The sequence below is a fragment of the Streptomyces sp. NPDC060198 genome, assembly GCF_042728415.1.
Taxonomy (GTDB): domain Bacteria; phylum Actinomycetota; class Actinomycetes; order Streptomycetales; family Streptomycetaceae; genus Streptomyces.
Map to the genome: position 1 here is coordinate 1 of NZ_JBHWZJ010000087.1, position 6275 is coordinate 6275.

At 72.3% G+C, this 6275-nt stretch carries 5 protein-coding genes; 1 reads left to right on the forward strand and 4 read right to left on the reverse strand.

Translation table 11 applies throughout. The features are described 5' to 3' along the window. Positions 1 to 91: 91 nt before the first annotated feature. The 4 genes from ACFWEP_RS13895 to ACFWEP_RS13910 all read right to left on the reverse strand — a co-directional run bounded on the left by ACFWEP_RS13895 (position 92) and on the right by ACFWEP_RS13910 (position 4690). Positions 92 to 1186 carry an acyltransferase gene (locus tag ACFWEP_RS13895; RefSeq protein WP_387369756.1) on the reverse strand — a complete coding sequence of 365 codons (1095 nt, stop codon included), beginning with the start codon at positions 1184 to 1186 and terminating at the stop codon, positions 92 to 94. A gap of 258 nt (positions 1187 to 1444) precedes the next feature. Further along, positions 1445 to 2794: a polysialyltransferase family glycosyltransferase gene (locus ACFWEP_RS13900; RefSeq protein ID WP_387369758.1), complete on the reverse strand. Its 1350-nt coding sequence runs from the start codon at positions 2792 to 2794 to the stop codon at positions 1445 to 1447. Positions 2795 to 2797: 3 nt separating this feature from the next. Next, the gene (locus tag ACFWEP_RS13905; RefSeq protein WP_387369760.1) at positions 2798 to 3763 is read right to left on the reverse strand and encodes a glycosyltransferase family 2 protein; all 966 of its coding nucleotides are present in this window, start codon (positions 3761 to 3763) and stop codon (positions 2798 to 2800) included. Positions 3764 to 4045: 282 nt separating this feature from the next. Next, on the reverse strand, positions 4046 to 4690 hold the full coding sequence (locus ACFWEP_RS13910; protein ID WP_387369762.1) for a TetR/AcrR family transcriptional regulator C-terminal domain-containing protein: 645 nt from the start codon (positions 4688 to 4690) through the stop codon (positions 4046 to 4048). A gap of 60 nt (positions 4691 to 4750) precedes the next feature. Between ACFWEP_RS13910 and ACFWEP_RS13915 the strand changes: the two genes are divergently transcribed. After that, on the forward strand, positions 4751 to 6275 hold a 1525-nt coding region (locus tag ACFWEP_RS13915; RefSeq protein WP_387369764.1), incomplete at its 3' end, for an FAD-dependent monooxygenase.

Genomic DNA, 6275 nt, shown 5'->3' on the forward strand with positions numbered 1-6275 from the left:
GGCCCCCCGCCCGGGCGCGGGGGCGGCCCCCCGCCCCCGGCCCCCCCGGCCCGAGCACGCGACGGGCCGGCGGACCCGTCGAAGCAGGAGGTCAGCCCAGGAGCCGCGTCAGGCCGAGGCGGGTCCACAGGAGCGCCGCGCCGAAGGAGACGGCCGCGGTGGCGGCCGTGACCGCGACAGCCAGCGCCGCCGCCGCCGGAAGGCCGAGATCGGTGTCGATCATGGCGTCGGTGAGGACGCCCAGGACCAGGACATGGACCATGTACGCGCCGAACGAGGCGCCCGACAGCCGGGCCAGAGCCGGCCGCAGGCGTTCGGGGACGCCTGCCCTCAGCAGGGAGAGCAGCACGGCCACGCTGAACAGGGCGACCAGGACGCTCGCGTACGGGATCGCGTAGTGCACATCGTGCTGGTACCAGACGATCGCCGCCAGCGCCCCGCCGGCCGGGAGCAGCCACCAGAGCCGGAACCTGCCGAGCGTCCCGGCGGGCATCGACAGGAGCAGCGCGCCGAGGGCCGCGTAGATCAGCTGGTACGGGCCGAAGCCCCAGCCGAAGTGCGGCAGTTCGATACCCGCGACCTTCGACACGTCACCGAACAGGGACGGGGCGGCCCCGAGCACCAGGAGGGCGGCGCCGAGACCCCAGGGACGCTTGCCCGCCTTCACCAGGGAGACGAAGGCGAGGAGCATGATCACGGGGATGTAGGCGTACAGGTACCAGAGGTGGTAGGCCGGGCGGACCGAGGCGAAGACCGCGTCGAGCGCCAGGTCGCGGAGCGGGTCCGCGTTGGTGCCGCGCAGCTTGCCCCAGGCGAGGTAGAGCGCCGTCCACACACCGAGCGGCACGACGATCCGTACGATCCGCTGCCACAGCTGTCTGCCGTCACGGACCGGTGCGCCGACGAGGACGACCCATCCCGCGATCGCGAAGAAGAGCGGTACGGCGAAGCGGCCGGCCGAGTCCCCCACCAGACCGGCCCAATAGGTACCGGGAGCGTTCGACGCCTCGCGGCCCGCGGCCTTCACGAACGCGGAACCCGTGTGACAGACGATCACGCCGACGGAACAGAGCAGCCGGATCAGATCGATGTCGTAGCGGTGTTCGCGGCGCGGGCGGGCTTCGGACCCGTGCTGCGAGGGCTGCGCGGGGGCGGGCGCGCTCGGCGAGGAGACAGAGGAAGACATGATGGGGGAAGACTATGAACGCGGGGGTGCCGGGTGAACTCCGGTCGGGTGAACAGTCGCTACGCCCGGGTGGCGGCCGGGTGAAGGCCGCGCGCGGGAGCGTCGGTCCGGCGTGACCGTGGTCCCGGGGACGCCCGCGGCCGTGGAGGCGGCCCGGTGGGACGACGCTCGGGGCGCGGCGGGCCCGAGTTCACCGTGCTGCCGGTGAACTCCGGTCCCGGGGCCGCCGCCTGGCGCGTGGGTCGCGGCCGAAAGGACTCAGAGGCCCAGGCTGACACGGGTGCGTCGTACGGTTCGGCGCAGCCGGATCGCCGCTCCTCGCGGACCGCCGCCGGGAAGCGTGAGCTTCTGCAGGCGCCGGCGCTTGAAGTAGTGCTGGGTGCTCGCGTCGAGGTGCTCCCGCAGCCAGGACTCGGCCTCGTCGCGCAGCTCGGGGTGGAGGTTTGCCTGCATGCAGTACCCGACCGTCCGGACCAGCGGACCGAGGGATTCGGGGGACGTGGACGGCAGTTCGGGCACGGGCCCCTCGCCCTGCCGGTCCAGGTCGGGCAGGAGGTGGTCGACGATCGTCAGCGGGATGCGGTTGCTGTTCTCGTACGGGGCGATGCGGTCCAGGACGAGTCCGGTGCCGACCCGGGCGACGGGAACGCCGTAGTACACCGCGGCCGTGAACAGCGCGGTCGAGAAGCAGCCGACCACGAGGGTGGGCGAGCACCGCTCGTAGAGGGTCTCGGCGAGCAGCGGGCTGTCGAACGTGGTCAGCCGAACGCCGAGTTCGGCGGCGGCCTCGTCCAGTGCCCGGGAGTAGGCGGCCGGTGCGGTGGGGTGCGGCTTGAAGACGACGGAGGTGTGGCCCGCCCGCACCACGCCGCGCAGCATGCGGATGTGCAGTTCCTCCTCCTCCTCGGGAGTGAGGATGCCGAGGGCCGCGAGGTACTGCCCCAGCAGGATCGCCGTGGGCGTCTGCGTGCCGAGGGCGGCGAGCTGCCGGTCGCCGCCCGCCGCCCGGCCGATCTCACCGAGCACCTTGCGGAAGGCGTCGTTGGGCACGAGTTCCGGCTCGACCCCGAACTCCGACAGGAGGAGGGGGCGCAGCCCGGGCACGAGGTCCAGGTGGAGCACGCGCCGGATGCGGCAGGCGAGGGAGCGCGGCAGCTTGTTGCGGGTCGGGCCGTAGCTCATCAGGCCGTCCGCGTAGACGTGCACGGCGCTCTCGGCGAAGATCGCGGCGAGTGCGCGGGCGGGGTTGACCTGAATGGATTCGACGGCGAGGTCGACGGGGCCGGTGGGGTCGATGCCCCAGGCGAGGCGGAAGGCACGCTGCCAGAGCTCGGTCTCCTCGGCGCGCGGGCCCCAGCCGCTCGGGTGGTGCGGGCTGATGGCCTCGTTCCAGTCGACGACGGAGTCGAAGCGTGCGGCGATGTCCCCGTAACCGCGCATCTCGTCGAGCCGGAGGGCGGTCTCGGGGACCGAGGCGTTGTTGGAGACGAGAAGGATCCGGTGGCTGTCCTGCCCGGGTCCGAACTGTCCGGCGTCGAGAGCGGCGGCGAGGGTGGCCGCTCCGTACAGGGTCGATACCTGGAAGATCTGTGTGCGTCGAGTGGGCATGGGTCAGGCGGCCTTCTGCTTGTCACGCAGGCGGTTGAGCAGAGCGCTGCGCCTGGCGTCCATCATCTTCAGGGTCTGGTCGAGCACCTGCTGCGGCATGCGGTGGAGTGCGGCCGTCGACTCCTGGCGCAGGCGCCGGAAGGTCGCTGGTTCGTACTCGTCCGCCTTCTCGCTGTGGAAGGCGATCATCGCGCAGTAGGTGCGCACCGCCTTGGGCAGGAGGAGCTCCGCGTCCCGGTCCTCACGGATCTCGTCCAGCAGCGTGTCGTAGGCGGGGAAGAAGTCCAACTGGCGTGCGTCCTTGATCTGGGTCAGCGACGTCGTGACCCCGCGCCGGTAGAAGATGCCGTAGAGGTTGAGCGCCGCACAGGTGCGGGCCCGCAGGTGCAACTGCCAGATCCACAGCCTGTCCTCGGCGGTGCGCAGCCGGGTGTTGAAGCGGTGGCCGCCGTCCTCGAAGATCCGCCGGTGGTAGACGCCGGCCCATACGAAGGGGTAGTCGACCATCGTCTCCCACTCGGGCGAGGCGATGCCCTCCCGAGGGTCCAGCACCGTGTCCCGGAGCGGTGCGGGCGCGCGTTTCACGACCCTGCTGGTGCCGGTGGCCTGGACGTGGTCGGTGCGGGCGAAGTCGCAGTCCAGCTCGGTGGCCGCGTGCAGCAGCCGGCCCAGGTGGCCTGGGGCGTACCAGTCGTCGCCGTCGAGGAAGGTGACGAAGTCGCCCCGGGCCGCGTCGATGCCGCTGTTGCGGGCGGCTGCGATGCCCAGGTTCTTCTCGTGCCGGACGATCTCGGCGTTCGGCAGTCTGTCGGCCCAGCGGTCGAGGATGGCCGGTGTCTCGTCCGTGGAGCAGTCGTCCACCAGCAGGAACTCGACGTCAGGGCCGGTGTTGCGGGCGAGACTGCCCAGCGTCGTGTCGGCGAAAGCGCCGACATTGTGGAACGGAACGACAACGGACAGCTTCGGCACGCGGGCCCTCTCCTTCGATCATGGTCCGCACACGTTAGGGACGGGGCCGAAGGATCAGGTGTCGCCCGGTCCAACGGAGGGCGAACTCTGGATGTCTCCTGAGGGGTGCGCCGGAAGTGGCGCCGTCAACCCGGGGGCGCACGGGCGGGACGGGCAGGACGGACGGGACGGGCAGGACGGGCAGGACGGGCAGGACGGGCAGGACGGGCGGGACGGACGGGACAGACGGGACGGGCAGGACGGGCAGGACGGGCAGGACGGGCAGGATTTTCGACAGTCCCGTCACTCCACGCCGTACCTCGCACCGATCCCCGCGACGAGGATCTGGAGCCCGTCCGCGAACAACTCGTCGTACTCGGTGAAGAGTTCGGTACCGGCTGCGGCGACCAGCGGGAAGTCCGCCATCCGCGCGGCCCGCTCGGACACGTCGTAGCCGTCACGTCGTTCCCCGGGCATGGGCTGGACGCCTTGCTCCTCGGTGACGAAGCCCATCGTGTACGCGTTGACGGTGGCGGCGGCCCGTACGGCCTGTCCGAGGTCGAATCCGGCGTCGACCATCACGCGGAGGTGTTCCTCCATGCCCGGCGCGTGGTCGATGCCGGTGAAGCGCGCCCCGCTGAAGACCTTCGCGCCGTCGCGGTAGCGCAGCAGGGCGGTCCGCAGGGCGGTCTGCGAGGCGATGATCCGCTCCCGCCAGCCCCGGCCCGCGAGGTCCGCCGTCTCCTCGACCAGCATCCGGCGGTACATCGCCGTGGCCATCTCGTCGAGGAGTTCCTGCTTGTTCTTGAAATGCCAGTACAGGGCGGGCGCCTGGACGTCCAGTTCCTTGGCGATGGCGCGCAGGGTCAGCCCGTCGAGCCCCGTCTCGTTCAGCAGCCGCAGTGCGGTCTCCGCGACCTTCGCCCGGTCGATCTTCGTCGTGCCCATCCCGCGCACTCTACCCCTCACCCCTTGACTCCTTAACGACGTTAAGGGCACACTCGCCGCATGGAACTTAACAACGTTAAGGACGGCAGTTCGCTGAACGTGGACGTGGACGTGCTGATCGTCGGCGCGGGCCCCTGCGGCCTCGCGCTCGCCTGCGACCTGGCCCGCCGCGGGGTGCGCCACCTCCTCGTCGAACGCTCGGGAACCCTCTTCGCGGGCTCCCGGGGCAAGGGCATCCAGCCCCGCACCCGGGAGGTCCTCGACGACCTCGGGGTGGGCGGGGCGGTCCGGGCGCACGGCGGGGCCGCGCCCGTGGGGATGCCCTGGAAGGACGGCGAGCGCCTGGGCGCGTACGACATGTTCCGCCGTGCGGCACCCACCGACGCGGAGCCGTACGGGGAGCCCTGGATGATGCCGCAGTGGCGGACGCAGGAGATCCTGCTCGCCCGGCTGCGCGAGCTGGGCGGCGACGTCGTCCTCTCGTCCGCCCTGACGGGGTTCTCCCAGGACGCCGACGGGGTCACCGCGCACCTCACCACCGGCGAGGTCCGCGCAGGCCACCTGGTCGCCGCGGACGGCGGACGCTCCACGGTCCGGCGTGCGCTCTCCCTCGCGATGGAGGGCGAGACCGTCGACCCGTCACCCACGCTGGTGGCGGACGTGCGGATCGAGCCGGCGGCGCTCGACCGGCTCAACTGGCACATCTTCGTGCACGACGCGGGCCTGCTCACCCTCTGCCCACTGCCCGGCACGGAGGACTTCCAGCTGGTCGCGCAGTTCCCGGAGGGGACGCCCGACACCTCTGCCGAGGGCGTACGGGCACTCGTCGCCGCCCGCACCCACCTCGGCGCGGACGCGGTCACCGAGGTCCGCTGGTCCTCGGACTTCCGGCCCCGTGCGGCGCTCGTCGAACGCTTCCGCCAGGGGCGCGTCCTCCTCGCCGGGGACGCCGCCCATGTGCACTCCCCGGCGGGCGGTCAGGGGTTGAACACCAGCGTCCAGGACGCCTACAACCTCGGCTGGAAGCTCGGCCAGGTGCTGCTGCACGGCGCGCCCGAAGCCCTCCTGGAGACGTACGAGCAGGAGCGCCGCCCGATCGCCGCGGAGATGCTGGGCCTCTCCACCCGCATCCACCGGGGTGAGCAGCGACGCGGCAAGGAGGCGCAGCAGCTCGGCCTCGGCTACCGCGGGGGGCCGCTCTCCGAGGGCGCGGCCGGCGTCCTGGTGGCGGGCGACCGGGCGCCGGACGGGGACTCGGGCGACGGGCGGCGGCTCTTCGACGTGTTCCGTGGCCCGCACTTCACCCTGCTGGCGGTCGGCACGGACGCCCCGCTGCCGGAGCCGGACGACGCCATGGTCCGGGTGCACCGCGCGCCGCTCTCGGCGGCGTACGGTTCCGGGCTGTTCCTGGTCCGCCCGGACGGGTACGTCGGCTGGGCGGGCACCACCGCCGAGGGCCTGGGCGCGTACGCCGCACGGCTGGGCCTCGCCCTGCCGGAACCGGGCGCCCCCGGAACCCCGCGGGGCGCAGCATCCGCTGAGCCAGATCATCGCGGCGGAGGCCCGGAGATTGCGGCCCGCCCCC